This is a genomic window from Rickettsia endosymbiont of Oedothorax gibbosus (genome assembly GCF_936269705.1).
GTDB lineage: Bacteria > Pseudomonadota > Alphaproteobacteria > Rickettsiales > Rickettsiaceae > Tisiphia.
This window is the reverse complement of record NZ_OW370493.1, coordinates 142,238-162,317: the sequence shown is the minus strand read 5'-3', so window position 1 is coordinate 162,317 and position 20,080 is coordinate 142,238. Positions and strand designations below refer to the sequence as shown.

The window sequence follows — 20,080 nt, the reverse complement described above, 5'->3', positions numbered from 1 at the left end:
ACCAATATTATATTGATATTATCTTAGATAATTTATCCAACTTTGACTACTTTTTTAACTATTCCTCTACGAAAAACTTATTCCATATCCTTTTACTTACCTTCCTTCTATGACATATTTGGAATCGCTGGTACCAGTAACCCAATTTGCTTATTGTCTATCTTATTCTTATGCAAATCTATCTTCTCAATATTTTCTCCTGCTTTTAGAGCTTTGATAACTCTATTGAGTTCTGTAGTGGATTTGCCCATAAAATTTACCTTATAAAAATTTAACAAATGTACGATATATCCTACATAAGACAATATTTTATTTTATATGTAAAGTATTTTTTGGAAAATTAATAATGACATCAATTGACTATAATATTTTTTTTGCTAATATGCTTAGTGCTTCTTAGTAAATATGCTAGAATGATAAAATTAAAGTAACTTATTAAATTTTATGTTCCAAACATTAACTCAAAATCTAACAAAAATCTTTGATCGTATCAAAAGAAGCGGCACTTTATCAGAAGCTCAAATAAACGATACTATGCGTGATATTAGGATTGCCCTTCTTGAGGCAGATGTGGCACTACCGGTAGTTAAGGACTTTATTGCTGAAGTAAAGTTAAAAGCTATGGGGCAGGAGGTGATAAAATCAGTCTCTCCAGGGCAGATGATAGTAAAAATTATCCATAATGAGTTAATTAATATATTATCCTCTTCTCCAGAGGAGAGTGTATTACAACTTAAATCTGCCCCTCCGGTAAATATTTTAATGGTTGGGCTGCAAGGTAGTGGTAAGACTACCGCTAGTGCCAAATTAGCACTTAGGCTAAAAAACCAAAATAAAAAGGTACTTTTAGTTTCTCTTGATACTTATCGTCCTGCTGCTCAGGAGCAATTAACTATCCTTGGTAAATCGATAGAGGTAGATAGTTTAACTATTATCCCCAACCATACTCCTATCGATATTACTAAAAGAGCCTTGTACGAATCAAAATTAGCTGCCTATGATGTCGTTATTTATGATACGGCAGGTAGGTTGCAAATCGATGATCAAATGATGCAAGAAGCGGTAAATATAAAAAATTTAGTAGAGCCAAAGGAAATAATTCTGGTGGTTGATGCAATGACAGGGCAAGATTCAGTACTTATAGCTAGCAATTTTGACCAACAACTAGGAATTACCGGGGTGATTTTATCTCGTATTGATGGTGATGCTAAAGGTGGAGCGGCTTTGAGTATTAAGCATATTACCAATAAGCCTATTAAGTTCCTAAGTACTGGTGAAAAATTGGCAGATTTAGAGTTATTTGATCCAGAACGTATCGCCTCGAGAATATTAGATATGGGAGATATTATTTCCTTTGTTGAAAAAGCAAGTAGCCTAATAGATCAGGAAGAGGCGGAAAAAGCAGCTGCTAGACTAAAAAAAGGTAAATTTGACTTGGAAGATTACCTAACGCAAATGAGGAGTATAAAAAAACTAGGCGGATTGAGCAGTATGATAAATATGTTACCTGGCATTAATAAAATTATCGATAAAGTTGATCAATCGAAATTAAGCGGTAAATTAATAGATCACCAAGAAGCAATAATTTTGTCAATGACCAAAAAAGAACGAAAAAAACCAGATTTGCTGAATGCCTCACGTCGAAAGCGTATTGCTGAAGGCTCGGGAACATCAGTTCAGAAAGTCAATAATCTATTGAAACAATTTAAGCAAATAAGTGGTTTTATGAAAAAGGCAAGCAATATGAATCCCAAAAGCCTAATGCGCAGCAGCGATTCCAAATATGTCATAGAAGGAAGGTAAGTAAAAGGATATGGAATAAGTTTTTCGTAGAGGAATAGTTAAAAAAGTAGTCAAAGTTGGATAAATTATCTAAGATAATATCAATATAATATTGGTATCAAGTTATGCATTCAAAGAAACATTTAAGTTTTAGTGCAATCAGAAGTATGATTGCAGATAGATTTGCTGGTATAGAAGATAGAAGGGGTGTAAATAGTAGTAATAGTATAGCAGATATTATGTTATCTGGTTTGGCGTGTATGTATTTTCAATCAGTATCTTTGCTAGAATTTCAAAGGCGTATGGAAAGGAAGGAACAACGTAATAATCTGCGTAGCATGTTTACAGTACAATCGCTTCCTAGCGATCAGGGGATGAGGAACGTAATAGACCAAGTAGATAGTGACGTAACGTTTAGACCTATTTTCAAAGAATTATTTAGTAAATTACAACGAGGGAAGCATCTAGAACAATATCAAATATTTCCTGGTAAATACTTATTAAATGTTGATGGTACACAATATTACAGCTCTGATAAAGTGAGTTGTAAACGTTGCCTAATTAGAGGGCATAAAAATAACCAATATCATTGTCATCAAGTATTACAAGGGGCTATTGTAAAATTTGGGTTACGACAAGTAATACCAGTAATGCCTGAGGAAATTCGTGTACAAGATGGTGATGAGAAAGAGGATTGTGAGACGAATGCTTTCAAGAGATTTTTGACAAGATTTAGAAAGGATCATGATAAATTAGGGATAATAATCAATGCTGATGCCTTATATGCAACAACTCCAGTGATAGAAACAATTCGTGATCATAAAGCTAATTATATTTTTAAAGTAAAACCCAATAATCATAAGACATTAATGGATAATGTTCAATCTGTAGATAAATCAAAGATAGAGACATTGAGCCTTAGAAGGAACAAATTGATAATTGAATGGGTTAATGATGTTGAATTATTTACTAGCACTAAGGTAAGAACAAATTATATAGCGGCATGGGAGCTAGTGCCGCAGAAAGATGGTAGTAACAAAAGTCAGTATTATGGTAAATGGATTACTGATCTAGAAATCACCTCAGATAATGCTAAAACAATAATAGACGGAGCAAGAGCACGTTGGAAAATAGAGAACGAATGCTTTAATAGCTTAAAGAATCATGGTTATAATATAGAACATAATTACGGTCATGGTTCTGAGAATCTATGTTATAATTTCTACAATTTTACTTTGTTAGCATTTACTATTCATCAAATACACCAATTAGTTGATAAATTATTTCAAGAAATGAGGGAGCAATTTGGTAGATTAGGATCGTTATGGGAACGAATAAGAAGTTTAGTAGATCTTTTTTTCTTTGAATCAATGGAAATGTTATGGGAGATATTAGCTGGCAAACGAGATTACAGAGTCCCGCCAATATAGATTCGACCTATCAAAGCTTTTTCTAGAGCAATAGACTTATTTATTGCTAACCGTTGGTTTTTACCAAATTGATTACAATAACGTTATACGTCAGTTCGGGATAAGATATAGATGAAATAGTAATAGATAAAAGGATTGTCAAAAAGGAGTGCCTGCAGTATTTATATTTTTAAACAAAAAAACAAACTACAGGCATGAAAAAAGATATCACAGAATTATATAGTTTTATAGATGATTTTTGTAAAATTTATTTGGAGTATGAACAGAGAAAGTTATTACCATCAAATAAGCAAAGAAATCGCTGTTGTAGCATGAGTCTAAGTGAAATGTTAACAATAATAATTATGTTTCATACATCCTATGCTAAGAATTTTAAATTTTTCTATAAAAGTTATATAGAGTGCATGCATAAGGATGATTTTCCCAAAGCCTTGAGTTATAATAGATTTGTTGAATTAATGGCACGATTATTCATACCGCTAAATATGTTGATTCATTTGTTGTTTGGTGAGGAAACAGGTATTTATTTTATTGACTCTACAACGATTAAAGCTTGTCACAATAAAAGGCGTTATAGCAATAAAGTTTTTAAAGGATTAGCCAAACATAGTAAATCCTCTATGGGGTATTTTTATGGTTTTAAATTACATGTAATAATCAATAATAAAGGGGAGTTTATGGCATTAAAAGTGACCAAAGGCAATGTAGATGATAGGGTTCCAGTACCGGAGTTAACAAAAAGATTAACTGGAATTATAGCAGCTGATAAAGGTTATATTAAGCAAAATTTGTTCTTAAATTTATATGAAAGAGGCTTAAAAATGATTCATGGAATTAAGAAGAATATGGAAAATAAATTAATGGATTTGAAAGAAAAAATCTTACTTCGAAAGCGTAACTTAATTGAAACAGTTTTTGATTATCTAAAAAATAAAATGAACCTTGAACATACTAGACATAGATCACCAATAAATGCCTTTGTCCATATATTATCTACTCTTGTTGCTTACTCATTAAAGAAAAATAAACCTTCAACAAAATTTGATTTTAATCTACATGTTCACAATATCCTTATCCCGAATTGACGTGTTATGATAAGTTTGTATAAAAATATTTATAGAATTCAAGAAAATACATACAAATCTTTAACAGAAAAATAGATTATTCGTCTTAAAGTTGAGTGGATCACAATGCTAAAATTTCTCTATGTATCTATAATGTCATATTTGCAATTGCTGTCCTGGTATCACTAAGAGTTTTTACGATTTTTTATTTATAAAATTTTATTTTATGCACAATACTGATATTATAATAATTGGAGCAGGACCAGTTGGGTTATTTGCTATTTTCCAAGCTGGGATGCTTGGTATGCGTTGCCATGTTGTTGACTCACAGGAAATAATAGGCGGGCAATGTAGTATACTTTATCCAGAAAAGCCGATATATGACATACCAGCCTACCCTAAAATTATGGCAGAAGAGTTGATAGAACAATTGGCATTACAAGCTAAACCGTTTAATCCGGTTTATCATCTCAATCAGCAAGTTATACAATTAAAAAAAGAAGATGACTATTTCCAAATCACCACTTCTAAAAATGTCACAATAGCTGCTAAAGCTATTATTATTGCTGCTGGCTGTGGTTCTTTTGGACCTAACAGACCTCCACTAGCTGGTATAGAAGCATTTGAAGGAAAATCAGTATTTTATTTTATCAATAACCGCAATAGTTTGGCTAACCAAGAAATCGTCATAGCTGGTGGCGGAGATTCGGCTGTAGATTGGGCAATATCACTCTGCGAAATTGCTAAAAAAATATATTTAGTACATCGGCGTGAGAAATTTCGAGCAGCTCCTGAAACTATAAGGCAACTCAAAGAATTAGCCGATAATGGTAAAATTAAGCTGGTAATTAATTATCAACTAGACCATTTAGTAGGAAAAGATGGCATCTTAGAAGCCGTTGGAGTAAAGGGTTTTGAGGAAAATATTCGCACCTTACCGGCAAATATATTACTGCCATTTTTTGGACTTACCCAAGAACTTGGTCCGATAAAAAATTGGGGATTAAATATTAAAACTAATCATATAATTGTCGAGCCTGGTTATTTTGAAACAAATATTCCAGGTATCTATGCAATTGGTGATATTGCTAGTTATCCAGCAAAATTAAAATTAATTCTTAGTGGTTTTGCAGAAGCAGCCAGTAGTTTACATCATGCCTATAGTAGGGTATTTGAAGGTAAAGCCTTACATTTTGAATATTCAACTACCAAAAGACTGCATAAATAGGCTACGCAACTTTTATAGTCAATTGTAGGGTACTATGGTTTTAATGTTACTATCTGCCATTGTTATTATAACATATTGGGTTATAGGTGTGGTAGGCTATAGCCAAGGTATGCAAAGAATTTTCCAACCTAACACAGTAAAAGATAAAAAGATTTATTCGTATTTTACCCTTGGGAAATTTATTATTGAATTTAATTATTTGCATGCCATAAAACCATTGGTAGAACCCCTGGCATCTATTATAAAGACGGAGCTTTGTCGTGCTTAATTTCGTGGGGATACATCAGATTGCGAGGAGACCGTAAGGTCGAGGAAGCAATCCATTTTAATCGTTTTTTTGGATTGCTTCAATGCCACTAGCCTGGATATTGCATGAAGGTGGTATTTATAAAAATAAAATGGCAATATCGCTTATAAGTGGTCATGGATATGTTAATTTTCACTTAAATTATGTCGAGTCAATCATTTAATTTGTGTAAGTTCATTTTTTATTTTCCAATAAATCATATTTAAAATCTCCACAAAGTATTTCAAATTGATTTAAAGCTAAAGACCAATCTTTAATAGGCATGGTCCATTTTTTGGCTGCGTTTTGTAAGGATAAAAATATTATTTTTTGAATTGACTTATTAAGGTGGTCCCCTTTGTCTAGACAAAAATTTAGATAAATAGAGATATAATTCACAAAAATTAAATTGTTGTTTTTATACAATATTTTTTTCAAAATATACACATTCTGGATTTTTATAATCCAAAGCTTGATGTATCCTTTGTCTATTATAAAAGTCCATATATTCGTTAATTGCTGTCTTTGCCTCTATAGTACCCTACAATTTTGAGAAGATGAAGAAGAATGGTTGATTTAGAGTGGTGTGAAGTAGTATAAGGTAGGTATTTTTATAACAAAATGCATAATATAATACTTCAAGAATTGATTTTATATATAGACGGAAATAAATCAAGATTAAAATGTTTGGTTGGTATGGTAATTAGTTTGCTGACGGGCAGCTCAATTTATCAAAAAGGTTTAGCACTTGGTATTTTAGGTGATGCTAAAGCGACGTCAAAAACTCATAGAATTTATCGTTTTTTAAAAGATTTTAATTTTGATTATATGAAGGTTGGCTATTTGCTATTAAGCTTTTTTGCTTCAAAAAATTATGTCGTAGCAATGGATAGGACAAGTTGGAAATTTGGTAAATCCGATATTAATATTTTATTTTTAGTAATGGGACTAACGTCAATTCGGGATAAGGATATTGTGAACATGTAGATTAAAATCAAATTTTGTTGAAGGTTTATTTTTCTTTAATGAGTAAGCAACAAGAGTAGATAATATATGGACAAAGGCATTTATTGGTGATCTATGTCTAGTATGTTCAAGGTTCATTTTATTTTTTAGATAATCAAAAACTGTTTCAATTAAGTTACGCTTTCGAAGTAAGATTTTTTCTTTCAAATCCATTAATTTATTTTCCATATTCTTCTTAATTCCATGAATCATTTTTAAGCCTCTTTCATATAAATTTAAGAACAAATTTTGCTTAATATAACCTTTATCAGCTGCTATAATTCCAGTTAATCTTTTTGTTAACTCCGGTACTGGAACCCTATCATCTACATTGCCTTTGGTCACTTTTAATGCCATAAACTCCCCTTTATTATTGATTATTACATGTAATTTAAAACCATAAAAATACCCCATAGAGGATTTACTATGTTTGGCTAATCCTTTAAAAACTTTATTGCTATAACGCCTTTTATTGTGACAAGCTTTAATCGTTGTAGAGTCAATAAAATAAATACCTGTTTCCTCACCAAACAACAAATGAATCAACATATTTAGCGGTATGAATAATCGTGCCATTAATTCAACAAATCTATTATAACTCAAGGCTTTGGGAAAATCATCCTTATGCATGCACTCTATATAACTTTTATAGAAAAATTTAAAATTCTTAGCATAGGATGTATGAAACATAATTATTATTGTTAACATTTCACTTAGACTCATGCTACAACAGCGATTTCTTTGCTTATTTGATGGTAATAACTTTCTCTGTTCATACTCCAAATAAATTTTACAAAAATCATCTATAAAACTATATAATTCTGTGATATCTTTTTTCATGCCTGTAGTTTGTTTTTTTGTTTAAAAATATAAATACTGCAGGCACTCCTTTTTGACAATCCTTTTATCTATTACTATTTCATCTATATCTTATCCCGAACTGACGTGACTAGTGTTAAGAACAAGCTCTTTTGCCGCCACTTAGAATTAAATTGGAAAATCTTTAATCCTTTTTTCATACTCAGATTGGCAATCTCCGAGTGATAATTTTGAATACATCTCCAATGATTGACGACTCTCATGTCCTGAATATGGCTGAATTAATGCGTCATCTACGCCTTTTTTCTTCATCCAAGTAAAAAGAAAATGTCTTAATGTATGAGGAGATATTGAATGCTCAATACCCGCTTCTTTTGTATAGTTCATTAATATTTTTCTAATGCCTCGATCAGAATATGCCATCTTCAAACTTGATTCAAATAAATATTTTGAATCATTTCTTTTCATATTTTCTAGATGAACAGCTAATATTTCCTTAAAACTATCAGGAAACGGAACTATTCTGTCCTTCTTTCCCTTACCTTGCACAACTTTTATCTGACAATTATCTAAATCTATGTCAGATATTTTTATATTTACTAACTCAGAAACTCTCACCCCGGTATAAAGCAATGTTTTAATCATTACTATATGCTTCATATTTCTAGATTTCCATACCGTGTTGTAATATTTATTTATTTCCTCTTCCGTAGGCACATACGGCAACTTCCTTTCCTTACCACTCTTTACTTCTACATCAAGATTTTTTCTTATATGCCTGAATAATTCTCTTAAGTAATTATAATCAGGCTTTTCTTTTTTCAGATGTTTGCAAAAATATTTAGCTTTTTCTCTAACTGGCGTACGTTCTAATATCATAATAAGCAATTAAATAGTTATCCCGATTAACAAGCGTTTATTAAAATCTAACGGAAAAAGACCATAAGGATTTATATGACCTGAGAATAACGGTGTTAATGCTCTATAGTCTTCAGGCATAAACCTGTTCTGCCAATGTGGCTGTGATAATATTTGTTGAATAATCAAGGTATTGATATAAACCATACATACCTGCAACAGATGTAAACATAATACCGATAATTCCTGATCTTCAATATTGTTCGTTGCAATGTGACCTAGTTTACCGTAAAAAATAAAATCCATTACATTATTAAGGCGTTCAACAATATTTAGTCCTTCATTAACTTCAATACGTAATTCTTCCGAGGATAAATATTTACACAAAAATATGGTTTTATTGGCTTTGCCTAGTTCTACCAGTGCCTTATATACCGGATGAGCGTAATTATTATTACTAAATCTTTTGATTAATACGGATGGTGTAACTATTCCTAGTTTTAGGGCAACCATATGTTTGACAGTCTCATCGTAATTATCTTCTAATAACTCCCAATTTATACTTCCCTTTAGGATCTCTGAAATATTTTTATATTTATTTCTATCTCTAGAATCAACGTAATACAATTTTTGCTTATTGATTGCCTTTAGTCTCGGGCATAAGGAGAAATCTAGTAAATAACTCACGGCAAAACCTATTACACTTTGTCCATGGGTATCGACAAATACACGATTCATGTCCATGTCCGTATCATGGTCAATAATGCCTTTTATCATGCTACCTACCTCTGATGAGGTGCAATCCTTTAACTGCGAGTAAATACATAATGATTTCTTGTCAACATGCCAATAAATCATTACTCCTTTCTTACCATAACGAAAATGCCATTCGCTCATTAGATTTTGATCCCAAGCAAACAGATGAGTTGAGTCACAGGTCACTGTTGTAGTAGCCTCTCCCCAAACATCAGGATTTCGTGTTTTTAAAACGTTATTAACCATTGTACGAATAGCATTTCTAATGTTTGTAGCATTAATATGGCGTTTTTTTACATAACGTAAATCACTATAATTAACATTATCATTAGCAATGCTGATTCTTTTTAATCCGGTGTTGCTACCAATGCCAAATATACATAGTAATAGTCTTCTTTGTAGATCAGAACTATTGATATTGCTGCTTTTACCAACAGTTTCAAGTTCCTTAGTAAAATTGATTCTTAGATCGCACTCTTTTAAAATATCAATTAAGTGTATACTTGACCACTTATTATTGATTTCTTGCTGTAACTTAATAATATTATCAGGTTCATCCTGTGAGTCTAAGGGAGTAAGCTTTATATTGTTACCAACTTTACTTTGTTGGATCTTTACAAACTGATTATTAGGAATATTTGCATTTAATGCATCTAAGCTGTTAGTAAGTGAAGTCTTTAATTTTTCTACGAACTCCTCGAATTTTAGCGGTAACCCAAGTAACTCATAATATGATTCTCGTTTCTCAATAAAGTCCTTCGGTAAGTCCTTATTCGGATCTCTATAACGGTAACTTTTATTAACCCAAATAGCTTTAAAACCAAGAAGTTCTTTAATCTGTTCTAATATGGCTAGTTCATAATTATATTTATTTATTCGCAATTGACCTTTTTCTATTTTAAAGATCATGCTATACCAGTTCTGTGGGATAGCTCTATTGATTGGTGGGATATTAATATAGTAAGCTAAATCTGATTCATTCCAGTATTGGTTGATAAAACGAATTGCCTTTAAGATAGGTTGATAATCAATATGATCTTCAGAAATTTGTAATATTCTTATTATCGCAAGTAGACTACCTCTATTGCCATAAGCATAGGTGGTATGCATTTTTTCTCGCACCTGAGCCTGATACCACTTACTACCACGATGTTGTAGATCTTCAATTACTTCTTCCAGCTTCTCCTGAGGCACTACCGGATAAACTTTGTCCTCAATAATGCTTTTAGGATTTTTTGCATTTAGTATAGCCAACTTTTCTAGAATATCAAACTTTCCGTCAACACGCTTAACTTCCTGAAGAATATGACGGTCTACATGCTTCTCTGCTCCGGCTCGCATCTTTTTAATTAGTTTAATCATGGTATCTATTAAGGCATCCAACAATAGCTCCAGTCTTACACTACAGAATATTGCCATGGTGGCATATTTTATAGTCGGGGCAAAATCTAGAATATTGCTAGGTGCAAAAACCATCACACGTTCATAATATTTTAATAATAATTTTCTGTCTACTGACTCTATTATGCAGTCAGATAATTTGATTTGACCTAGTAAATTGATTTTATTTATGGCACATTGAATATTCTTAATTTTAGCTCCAGAGATATCTTTTTTAAGTTCTGATAATTCTATAATGTTATTATCCTCATCACTATTTTTACTAAGAATGCGATCTATTAAAAGAAGATTTCCTTGACTTAAATTATCAAATATTTTTCTAAAAAATTGTTGTTCAAATTTTTGTTTAGCTAACGAAATGTAATTTTCTAATTGTTTGGTATTAACAATTTCTATTCTATCTTTGATGAAATATGTACGTATTTGTTCAAGTAGCACTGAATCTGAGAAATGACGCGGTATCAAGTCATCTACAAGATAATTCATTATTAATGTAATATCCTTGGCATTTGCTACACGATATCCTAAATACTGTCTGATATCCTGACGATACCTTTCTCCAGTACGTGTATCCCAGTCAAATGTAATAATTTGTGTTGGATCAATATCTAAATGTTTGGCAACCTGTAACAATAATTGCATCGAAACTGTGTTAGCTTTATTAGAGGGAAATTGTATGTATTTTTTGAAATACACTAACATTATTGCAAAAGTTAACTGATTTGATTGACCTTTCTTTTTCTTGCATAAATTTAAATCCTCTAATGATAAATTATATTGCATTTTTATCTGTTCCTAGAAATCACAGTGTCGGTATTGATTTACTCGATTTTATTCATATTACAATTATTTTGCAATATATTTTTTGCTCTAACAATAAAAAAGTGTAAACATTATTTTTTTAGGAACTGTAAGTGGCGGCAAAAGAGCTTGTTCTTAACACTGGTCCATAATACTCTAAAAATTCTTGTGCAGCTATTTCATTGCCCATAATTCTTTTAAAAAGCTCGTCATGTTTAGGTTTTTTTGTCATTTTGCTACTTACTTGTTATCTATCATTTAGCCAACATTTGATCACTCTTCTTTGAGTATCTTATACACAGAAGCACGACTGATACTCATTTTTTTAGCTAAACTAGTACCAATAATACCTTGTTCATGATATTGCAGCAATTGCTTTCTATTAATCCTACGTTTAGCTCCAAATTTCACACCCTTAATTCTTGCCTCTAGCCTACCTTCATTAGTACGCTCTAAAATCCTAAGACGCTCAGCTTGTGCTACTGCTGATAAAATCGTTACTACCATTTTACCAATAGCTTCTTCGGTGCTAATACCATCATCTAAGAAACGTACTCCTACATTCATTTTATCAAAGTGATTAATTAGGCTGATCATATCTGCTGTATCCCTTCCTAATCTATCCAGTTTAGTAATTAACACTGAATCACCTTCCTCAACTTTAACCATTAATGATTTTAGTCCTTCTCGATCAAGATTACTACCTGTTGTTTTATCAGAAAATATTCTTGACTCGATAACCCCGGCTTTTTTAAGAGCTTGTTTTTGTATTTCTAATGATTGATCAGAAGTTGATACTCTAGCATAGCCAAATAATCTCATTGAGTAATCTCATTTTATCTATCCAAATACGTCTATTAAATCAATTTGTTTACTATATTGTCTATTATATGCCGATTTACCATTTAATCTACAGTATATTTAGTGCTTTTTCTATTGTCTACTAATTTATAAGTTAGTACACATCAAATAGATATCAAAAAGTAACTTGCATCACTATAATGGTTCCAATATTTTGGACAGAAAAATAAGAAAAATGAGATAGAATTCTTTAGCAAACAAGGAGAGCTAGAGATGAAAAAACAAGTAAGGCAATATAGTGCTGAGGAGAAAGCCAAAATTGTCATAGAAGCAATTAAGGGAGAGCTAACAATAGCCCAGATAACCAGTAAGTATGGTGTTCATGCAACACAGATCAGTAACTGGAAAAAACAAGGTCTTGAGTTGTTAGTACAAGGTTTTAAGAATAAAACACAGAGTGCTGATCCAAATCAGCAGGGGTTAATCAAGAATCTATATGAGCAAATTGGTCAGTTAAGCGTTGAGTGTGACTGGCTCAAAAAAAAATCTGCATTGTTTGGAATTAAAGGTTAGGTGTAATATGATAGAGCCTAATCATAATAAGTTAACAATTGTACAACAGTGTAAGTTATTGGATATTAGCAGGTCAACCTATTACTATCAACCTACTGGTATTAGTGAACAAGATATCAAGATTATGGCAATAATTGATGAGACCTATACTATGCATCCATATTATGGTATGCGGCGGATGGCTAAATATTTACAAGCCCAAGGTTTTTCGGTAGGTCGTAAAGCTGTTAGACGTTACTACAAGATAATGGGTCTTGAAGCTGTTTATCCTAAAATAAATTTAAGCAAGAGGAATCAAGTGCATAAAATATATCCTTATTTACTAAAAGGATTAGAAATAGTATTGCCAAACCAGGTTTGGAGTGCAGATATAACGTATATAAGACTGAGCCAAGGGTTCGTATATTTAGTAGCTATTATTGACTGGTATAGTCGTTATATTCTAAGTTGGCGAATCTCCATTAGTTTGGAAAGTGAATTTTGTGTAACAGCCCTTGAAGACGCTATAGAAAAATATGGTATGCCAAAAATATTTAATACTGATCAAGGAGTACAATTTACCTCGGAGAATTTTATTAGTATGCTAAAGCTACATAATATCTTGATTAGTATGGATGGTAAGGGACGAGCCTTAGATAATATTTTTATTGAACGTTTTTGGCGATCATTAAAACAGGAAAAAATTTATCGGATTATTTTAACAACAGTAAAGGAGGCAAAGACAGCAATTAACGAATATATGGACTTTTATAATAGACAAAGGATGCATCAAGCTTTGGATTATAAAACTCCAGAATGTGTATATTTTGAAAAAAATATTGTATAAAAACAACAATTTAATTTTTGTGAATTATATCTCTATTTATCTAAATTTTTGTCTAGACAAAGGGGACCACCTTAGCCTCTAACATGCCTGTATCATTAATACTATTAATACTAGAATTAGATTCGATACTTGTTACATCATCCACAACAGCACTTGTATTAGCAACATGACCAATTTCCCCTAATTTCTTACCTATATTGATTTGACTACTATGCACATTAGCATTACCTCCTACTACCTGCTTTTCTTCTCTTACATTTATTGCAGCATCCATATCTTGATTTTCTTCATATACCCTATCAAGCACCTCTTCTACCCTTACTACACTCTTACTAGGCTCTCTATAATGATAATACTCCGCCTTTGGCAAATATTTATCTGTTAGCTTCCTTATATTATTTTCAGCAAAATCATAAATCTTTACCAAAGACCTACTCAAACCATTCATATTATTTAAGATATCTATATCTTCTAAGCTATGATTAACTTCCTTCTTCGTTAAACGTCAGTTCGGGATAAGATATAGATGAAATAGTAATAGATAAAAGGATTGTCAAAAAGGAGTGCCTGCAGTATTTATATTTTTAAACAAAAAAACAAACTACAGGCATGAAAAAAGATATCACAGAATTATATAGTTTTATAGATGATTTTTGTAAAATTTATTTGGAGTATGAACAGAGAAAGTTATTACCATCAAATAAGCAAAGAAATCGCTGTTGTAGCATGAGTCTAAGTGAAATGTTAACAATAATAATTATGTTTCATACATCCTATGCTAAGAATTTTAAATTTTTCTATAAAAGTTATATAGAGTGCATGCATAAGGATGATTTTCCCAAAGCCTTGAGTTATAATAGATTTGTTGAATTAATGGCACGATTATTCATACCGCTAAATATGTTGATTCATTTGTTGTTTGGTGAGGAAACAGGTATTTATTTTATTGACTCTACAACGATTAAAGCTTGTCACAATAAAAGGCGTTATAGCAATAAAGTTTTTAAAGGATTAGCCAAACATAGTAAATCCTCTATGGGGTATTTTTATGGTTTTAAATTACATGTAATAATCAATAATAAAGGGGAGTTTATGGCATTAAAAGTGACCAAAGGCAATGTAGATGATAGGGTTCCAGTACCGGAGTTAACAAAAAGATTAACTGGAATTATAGCAGCTGATAAAGGTTATATTAAGCAAAATTTGTTCTTAAATTTATATGAAAGAGGCTTAAAAATGATTCATGGAATTAAGAAGAATATGGAAAATAAATTAATGGATTTGAAAGAAAAAATCTTACTTCGAAAGCGTAACTTAATTGAAACAGTTTTTGATTATCTAAAAAATAAAATGAACCTTGAACATACTAGACATAGATCACCAATAAATGCCTTTGTCCATATATTATCTACTCTTGTTGCTTACTCATTAAAGAAAAATAAACCTTCAACAAAATTTGATTTTAATCTACATGTTCACAATATCCTTATCCCGAATTGACGTAAGATGAAATAGCAGAGCTTGATAAAAAATTAAGTGAGGTAATAGATGAGTCGGAAGAGTTAAAAGAGAAGGTAAAAATATTAGAGACCGTACCTGGTATTGGTAAATGTTTGGCTACAAAACTAATTAGTTTTGTACATGAATTAGGGGATAAAAATTATAGTAGCAATGAATTGTCAGCAATTGTTGGTATAGCTCCATATGCTCGTGATAGTGGTAATAAGCAAGGACGAAGATTTATTCGAGGAGGCAGGAAAATACCCAGAGATGCTTTATACATGGCAGTATTGGCTGGTAAGAATGGTTTTCAATATTTAAAAACTTTATATGATAGGCTTGTTAATAATTTTAAACCTAAAAAAGTTGCGATAGTTGCTTGTATGCGTAAATTGCTTGAAGTTTGCCATAAATTATTGCAACAGAAGCGGAGTTTTGTTACTAAATAATTAATTATTATTTTTTTATAAAATACAGATAAAAACGGTTAACTGATAAAGGTCATTTAAATTTTATTATAAATAGGTTCAATAGAAATATGAATTATTTATTAGATAATCAACTATTATTTGTTTTTATAAAAAAGTAAAAAAGATAATTGCTGGTGCCTATGCGTCGTCACTCATCGCTCCTGCTACCAAATTCTCCTGAATTGACTATATTAAAAAAAATACAAAATATTACAAAAATAATGAAAACAGCTATTAGTGGATCAAAAAAATCTGTTATATTATAGATATTAAAGATATTGGGTTTAATGTCACAACTATTAATAAAGCCTTGGTTGGCTGCATGCTGCTGTATGGTGGTTTTTATGATTTTTTGGGGTGGTCTTACTAGGCTTACTGATGCTGGTTTATCAATTGTTGAATGGAAGCCAGTATCAGGTATTGTCCCGCCACTCAATAATGCTGAGTGGCAGGATGAGTTTAGTAAATATCAGCAATCAGTCGAATATAAGCAAAAAAATGTTAATATGACTCTCTCAGAGTTTAAATTTATTTTTTGGATTGAATTTATTCATCGTTTTGCTGGGAGAGTTGTTGGTTTATTATATCTGATACCGTTGGTATATTTTTTGATGACTAGGCAAATTGCTAGTAGATCACTACCAGTATATTTGGGGATATTGTTATTATTTGCGGTTCAAGGATTTATGGGTTGGTATATGGTAAAAAGTGGGCTAATTTTGCAGCCATATGTTAGTCATTTCCGCTTAGCTGGGCATTTGATTATAGCGATTATCATCTATAATTTATTGTTCTATCAGCTGATGAATAATAGTTTTGATATTTTACTAAATGAACAAACGATAAGTTTGAACTCAGCAAAATTATGTTGTTTAGTAACTATTAGTATAGTTTATATACAGATTCTTTTAGGGGGATTGGTTGCAGGTCTTGATGCTGGGCAGGTATATAATAGCTTTCCATTAATGGGTAATAATTTTATACCTGAAGAACTAACGTTTAAACTACTTACTATAGATAGCTTAAGCGACCCTGTGGTTGTTCAGTTTTTTCATAGAATGGGAGCATATATAGTTTGTATTAGTGCTGGATTTTTAGTAGTGAGCTTAATAAAAACTAAGCATCCTAAATTAAATAAAGCAGCTTATTACATTGTTGGTATATTGCTATTACAAATGTTAGTTGGCATAACTACTATTTTATATTCAGTACCTGTATTAATAGCTTTATTTCATCAGATTTGTGCAATTATACTGTTATCTTGTATATTGTGGAGTTATTTTTTATTAAAGAGTGCATAAGTGGCAATATTGAATGTTGATCTAGAACTGCCTTGTAGGTTGGATCGTTACTTAAAAAAATTATATCCTAGTCTTACTCAAGGAGTGATTGAGCGTGCCTTAAGGTTTAAGAGGATAATGGTTAATTCTTGTAAGGTAGCAGCCAATCTGCGAATAAATGTTGGTGATCAAATTTTTATAGAGGATAGTTTAAATTTACAACCTCTGAAAACTTCTGATAGGGTTTTTACCAGTTCAGCGATTAAACTAGCTGGTAAATTGTTGAAGGATTATCTAATTTATCAAGATGACTGGTTTATAGCAATCAATAAGCCGTCAGGTCTTGCCACCCAAGGTGGTAGCAAGATAACGCTATCTATAGATGATGCATTGCAATATTTAAATGGTCGGGGGGCAGATTTTAAGTTAGTTCATAGGTTAGACAAAGATACTTCAGGAATATTGCTAATTGCTAAAAATTATGCGAGTAGTATAAAATTAGTTAAAGCCTTTCAGGAGAAGGATATTAAAAAGACCTATATAGCGGTAGTTTTAGGTAAGCTTCCACAATCCGAGGGAGAAATTAGTGGTATGATAGGTAAGAATAGGGGGGGAGCGTATGAAACTGTGCAAAATGATGAGGAAAATGGTAAATTATCGATAACCCGCTATAAATTCCTTAAGAAGTTAAATAAGGATTTGACACTGGTTGAGTTTACTCCTCTTACTGGAAAGATGCATCAACTTCGATTTCATGCGAAAATGCTAGCTTGCCCTATAATAGGGGACAGAAAATACGGCACCTTAGAAGCAATAGCTTTATCCAGGGAAATGTTATTACATGCCAAAAAAGTCATCTTACCTGAGAAAGTACTTGGTAAAGAAATAATAATTGATACGTCTTTACCAAGTTACTTTAGTATTGGTTGTGCTATAGTCAATTAATGAGAAGTTGGGGACGTCGTCGCTCAATGCTCGCCTATTACTTATAGGCGTCGCTCCATCGCTCCTAGCCCCAAATTCTCCTGAATTGACTATAATATCCTGCACCGAAGCGGGAATGATGGTATGGATGAGTGAAGCGAAATATGCTTTACTTGTACGGAGTCAGCTGAAAAATAGTTTTCAGCTGCTCCAAATTAAATAATAATTTAATTAATAGGTCCATACCATGATAAATAATAGCATAAAAAATACTATAATAGGAATAGATTTAGCAAAAAATAGTATGCACTTGGTGCAAGTCGATCAAAATGGCAAAAAAATAGGTTATCAAAAAGTTACAAGAGATGAGTTAATAGCCTATTTAAGCAATCTCGATAAAAGTTCATTGCTAGCTATGGAAGCATGTGGAGGAGCTAATTATTGGTCACAGGAAATTGCTAAGCTTGGTTTGCAAGTCAAACTAATGAAAACAAAAGATGTAAAAGTTTATGCTACATCGAAACAGAAAAATGATTATAACGATGCGTTAGCAATATGCAAAGCGGCTCGTGATCCAGAATTAAAAACTGTGCTGCCAAAAAGCAAAGAGGAACAAGATATAAAATTTTTGCATAAAATTAGAAGTAATACGATCAGAGATCGTGTGCAAAAAACTAATTCTACAATATCAAGTTTATGTGAATATGGCTATAATACAAAATTAAGTAAAAATAAATTTTGCAAATCATGTAGGCTGGAGGTAGAGTTAGCGTATAGTAAAGGTTATATAAATTCTGGGATACGGTCAATTTTACTTTTAGAATGTAAAGAAATTGAGGATTTATGTGACAAAGAGAAAACTTTAGAAAAGCTGATTATCAGCAATAATAAGCAAAGTGAGAAAGCTACTAGGTTGCAGACAATTTTTGGCATTGGAGCAATCAATGCTAGTTGTTTGAGTGTAGCCCCAATGGAAAGTTATCCAACCCCGAGGGATTTTGCTGCTTCGCTTGGTTTGGTACCAAAGCAACATAGCTCAGGAGATAAGATAGTTTTAGGAGGGATTACCAAACAGGGAGATAGATATGCCAGAACTATGTTGATTCAAGCCGCAAGGACAATAGCAATAAGAGCAAAAAGTGGTAAGGAATCGAAAGATAAACTAGTGCAGTGGGCAGTGAAGAAATTTGCTGAAAATAAATCATATAATATTATATGTGTTGGTTTAGCAAATAAGTTAGCAAGGATTGCTTATGCAGTAGTCACCAATGGTAGCGAATATGTTGCAAATTAGTTTAGTTGAGAAAAAAGAAGAAACTATGTCAACTAAATAAAAATTGGTAATTGATAAATATTGCGAGTAAAGAATAGTAACAATAAAGAGAACGAAAGTTAAAGAGTTAATGAATAACATAGTACCCCACAGATTTTACAGGAGGGTTAAAATAATAAATTGAATAAGTGACTGAGAGTCACTAATCTCCGCTGAGAATAAGCAACAGGAGGTATTAATGGACTCTCAATCACTATACCAAATATTATACATATTTTTAGATTGGCACCCAGCACGAATTAAAACATTTGCAGAATTAATTTGTGCAGTAGTAAAAGCTAAAACTGTGAGAATCAAAGAATTAGCACTGTATGTCGCTTCTAAAGGCAATTTGAGTCAATCATTTAATTTGTGTAAGTTCATTTTTTATTTTCCAATAAATCATATTTAAAATCTCCACAAAGTATTTCAAATTGATTTAAAGCTAAAGACCAATCTTTAATAGGCATGGTCCATTTTTTGGCTGCATTTTGTAGGGATAAAAATATTATTTTTTGAATTGACTTATCATCTGGAAACACCCCCTTATTTTTGATAATTTTTCTAATTTGACGATTTACAGATTCTATAGTGTTAGTAGTATAAATTACCTTTCTGTTCTCTTCAGGAAAGGCAAAAAACGGTATTATCCCAGACCAATTACGTTGCCAAATATCAGAAATTACCGGATATTTTTTATCCCATTTTACACCAAATTGCTGAAGTTTTAAACGTGCCATTTCGTCATTATTAGCTGTATAAATTTGTTTTAGATCTGATGTGACCTCTTTTAAATCTTTATATGACACATACTTTACTGAATTGCGAACCATATGTACAATACATAATTGTACTATAGTACTCGGGAATACACTGCTTATAGCTTCTGGAAAGCCCTTTAAACCATCCACACAAGCAACATAAATTTGTTCAATTCCTCGATTCTTTAACTCAGTAACTACTT

The 20,080-nt window shown here is 31.7% G+C and carries 21 protein-coding genes and 1 pseudogene; 13 read left to right on the top strand and 9 right to left on the bottom strand.

Annotation, left to right across the window (positions count from 1 at the left end; translation table 11 throughout):
• Positions 1–444: 444 nt before the first annotated feature.
• The 5 genes from ffh to NBW66_RS00840 all read left to right on the top strand — a co-directional run bounded on the left by ffh (position 445) and on the right by NBW66_RS00840 (position 5,772).
• The gene (ffh, locus tag NBW66_RS00860; RefSeq protein ID WP_250311460.1) at positions 445–1,803 is read left to right on the top strand and encodes a signal recognition particle protein; all 1,359 of its coding nucleotides are present in this window, start codon (positions 445–447) and stop codon (positions 1,801–1,803) included.
• A 104-nt stretch (positions 1,804–1,907) separates the two neighbouring features.
• Complete coding sequence (locus NBW66_RS00855; RefSeq protein ID WP_250311217.1) at positions 1,908–3,212, top strand: transposase; 1,305 nt, start codon at positions 1,908–1,910, stop codon at positions 3,210–3,212.
• A 194-nt stretch (positions 3,213–3,406) separates the two neighbouring features.
• Positions 3,407–4,297 (top strand): IS982 family transposase, encoded by an 891-nt coding sequence (locus NBW66_RS00850; RefSeq protein WP_250310582.1) that lies wholly within the window; start codon positions 3,407–3,409, stop codon positions 4,295–4,297.
• A gap of 205 nt (positions 4,298–4,502) precedes the next feature.
• The gene (locus NBW66_RS00845; RefSeq protein WP_250311459.1) at positions 4,503–5,504 is read left to right on the top strand and encodes an NAD(P)/FAD-dependent oxidoreductase; all 1,002 of its coding nucleotides are present in this window, start codon (positions 4,503–4,505) and stop codon (positions 5,502–5,504) included.
• A 34-nt stretch (positions 5,505–5,538) separates the two neighbouring features.
• Positions 5,539–5,772, top strand: coding sequence for a hypothetical protein (locus NBW66_RS00840; RefSeq protein ID WP_250311458.1), 234 nt, complete (start codon positions 5,539–5,541; stop codon positions 5,770–5,772).
• A 213-nt stretch (positions 5,773–5,985) separates the two neighbouring features.
• Here NBW66_RS00840 and NBW66_RS00835 read toward each other — a convergent pair whose 3' ends face one another.
• Together NBW66_RS00835 and NBW66_RS14825 are read right to left on the bottom strand one after the other, a co-directional pair.
• Entirely contained in the window at positions 5,986–6,189 is a 204-nt protein-coding gene (locus tag NBW66_RS00835; RefSeq protein WP_250311457.1) for a hypothetical protein, read from the bottom strand.
• Between the two features lie 19 nt (positions 6,190–6,208).
• On the bottom strand, positions 6,209–6,325 hold the full coding sequence (locus NBW66_RS14825) for an IS3 family transposase (protein ID WP_410525842.1): 117 nt from the start codon (positions 6,323–6,325) through the stop codon (positions 6,209–6,211).
• Between the two features lie 86 nt (positions 6,326–6,411).
• Here NBW66_RS14825 and NBW66_RS00830 point away from each other — a divergent pair, with 86 nt between their 5' ends.
• A complete protein-coding gene (locus tag NBW66_RS00830) occupies positions 6,412–6,777 on the top strand; it encodes a hypothetical protein (RefSeq protein ID WP_250311456.1) in 366 nt (121 codons plus the stop codon).
• Here the strand turns inward: NBW66_RS00830 and NBW66_RS00825 are convergent.
• The 5 genes from NBW66_RS00825 to NBW66_RS00810 form a co-directional block, all read right to left on the bottom strand.
• A complete protein-coding gene (locus NBW66_RS00825) occupies positions 6,745–7,635 on the bottom strand; it encodes an IS982 family transposase (RefSeq protein WP_250310582.1) in 891 nt (296 codons plus the stop codon). The two genes, NBW66_RS00830 and NBW66_RS00825, sit on opposite strands and share 33 nt — an antisense overlap.
• A 147-nt stretch (positions 7,636–7,782) precedes the next feature.
• Positions 7,783–8,493, bottom strand: coding sequence for a tyrosine-type recombinase/integrase (locus tag NBW66_RS00820; protein ID WP_250310731.1), 711 nt, complete (start codon positions 8,491–8,493; stop codon positions 7,783–7,785).
• A 9-nt stretch (positions 8,494–8,502) separates the two neighbouring features.
• Positions 8,503–11,412 (bottom strand): Tn3 family transposase, encoded by a 2,910-nt coding sequence (locus NBW66_RS00815; RefSeq protein ID WP_250311455.1) that lies wholly within the window; start codon positions 11,410–11,412, stop codon positions 8,503–8,505.
• Between the two features lie 118 nt (positions 11,413–11,530).
• Complete coding sequence (locus tag NBW66_RS14350; RefSeq protein WP_284346703.1) at positions 11,531–11,662, bottom strand: hypothetical protein; 132 nt, start codon at positions 11,660–11,662, stop codon at positions 11,531–11,533.
• Between the two features lie 41 nt (positions 11,663–11,703).
• The gene (locus tag NBW66_RS00810; RefSeq protein WP_250311454.1) at positions 11,704–12,252 is read right to left on the bottom strand and encodes a recombinase family protein; all 549 of its coding nucleotides are present in this window, start codon (positions 12,250–12,252) and stop codon (positions 11,704–11,706) included.
• Between the two features lie 252 nt (positions 12,253–12,504).
• Between NBW66_RS00810 and NBW66_RS00805 the strand changes: the two genes are divergently transcribed.
• Positions 12,505–12,804 carry a transposase gene (locus NBW66_RS00805; RefSeq protein WP_094649795.1) on the top strand — a complete coding sequence of 100 codons (300 nt, stop codon included), beginning with the start codon at positions 12,505–12,507 and terminating at the stop codon, positions 12,802–12,804.
• Positions 12,805–12,811: 7 nt separating this feature from the next.
• A complete protein-coding gene (locus tag NBW66_RS00800) occupies positions 12,812–13,630 on the top strand; it encodes an IS3 family transposase (protein ID WP_250310686.1) in 819 nt (272 codons plus the stop codon).
• 52 nt (positions 13,631–13,682) lie between these two features.
• On the opposite strand, the gene NBW66_RS00795 is transcribed toward NBW66_RS00800, so the two are convergent.
• Positions 13,683–14,078: a hypothetical protein gene (locus NBW66_RS00795; protein ID WP_250311453.1), complete on the bottom strand. Its 396-nt coding sequence runs from the start codon at positions 14,076–14,078 to the stop codon at positions 13,683–13,685.
• 161 nt (positions 14,079–14,239) lie between these two features.
• Between NBW66_RS00795 and NBW66_RS00790 the strand changes: the two genes are divergently transcribed.
• From NBW66_RS00790 to NBW66_RS00770, 5 genes are all read left to right on the top strand, one after another.
• Positions 14,240–15,130 carry an IS982 family transposase gene (locus tag NBW66_RS00790; RefSeq protein ID WP_250310582.1) on the top strand — a complete coding sequence of 297 codons (891 nt, stop codon included), beginning with the start codon at positions 14,240–14,242 and terminating at the stop codon, positions 15,128–15,130.
• Positions 15,131–15,141: 11 nt separating this feature from the next.
• Positions 15,142–15,579, top strand: coding sequence for a transposase (locus NBW66_RS00785; protein ID WP_348539297.1), 438 nt, complete (start codon positions 15,142–15,144; stop codon positions 15,577–15,579).
• 308 nt (positions 15,580–15,887) lie between these two features.
• Positions 15,888–16,901, top strand: a complete 1,014-nt coding sequence (locus NBW66_RS00780; RefSeq protein ID WP_250311451.1) for a COX15/CtaA family protein — start codon at positions 15,888–15,890, stop codon at positions 16,899–16,901.
• A gap of 6 nt (positions 16,902–16,907) precedes the next feature.
• The gene (locus NBW66_RS00775; protein WP_250312221.1) at positions 16,908–17,825 is read left to right on the top strand and encodes an RluA family pseudouridine synthase; all 918 of its coding nucleotides are present in this window, start codon (positions 16,908–16,910) and stop codon (positions 17,823–17,825) included.
• A 226-nt stretch (positions 17,826–18,051) separates the two neighbouring features.
• The gene (locus NBW66_RS00770) at positions 18,052–19,098 is read left to right on the top strand and encodes an IS110 family RNA-guided transposase (RefSeq protein ID WP_250311450.1); all 1,047 of its coding nucleotides are present in this window, start codon (positions 18,052–18,054) and stop codon (positions 19,096–19,098) included.
• 398 nt (positions 19,099–19,496) lie between these two features.
• On the opposite strand, the pseudogene NBW66_RS00765 reads toward NBW66_RS00770, so the two are convergent.
• A pseudogene (locus tag NBW66_RS00765) lies at positions 19,497–20,078 on the bottom strand (IS256 family transposase); the annotation flags it as partial.
• Positions 20,079–20,080 lie beyond the last annotated feature (2 nt).